Source organism: Halorubrum sp. C191 (assembly GCF_002727095.1).
GTDB lineage: Archaea > Halobacteriota > Halobacteria > Halobacteriales > Haloferacaceae > Halorubrum > Halorubrum ezzemoulense.
Window position 1 is genome coordinate 388 of record NZ_NHNZ01000060.1, and the last position, 301, is coordinate 688.

Here is a 301-nt window from a genome sequence, read left to right on the forward strand (position 1 = left end):
CTTGAGGGAGAACCTGGTGCCTGGCGACTGATCAGAGAGTGGTGGAGTTATAATCCACCTGCCGTCGTCGCTCCCAGTTTCCTCCGGCAGATTCTCGTACTTCGGCGATTACATCAGCAGGCAACACGCGATGGGCGCTCGCTGGTTAATTCAACGACCTCCAACGGCGCCATCGGGTCCCTCAGTTCCCCAGACGCAGCATTTGGATATCAGGTAGACGACGATACTGCTCACCCACTTCAGGAGGCGATGAACACGACCAACCCGCCTGACCTGACACAACTTGACAAACGATTCCGCA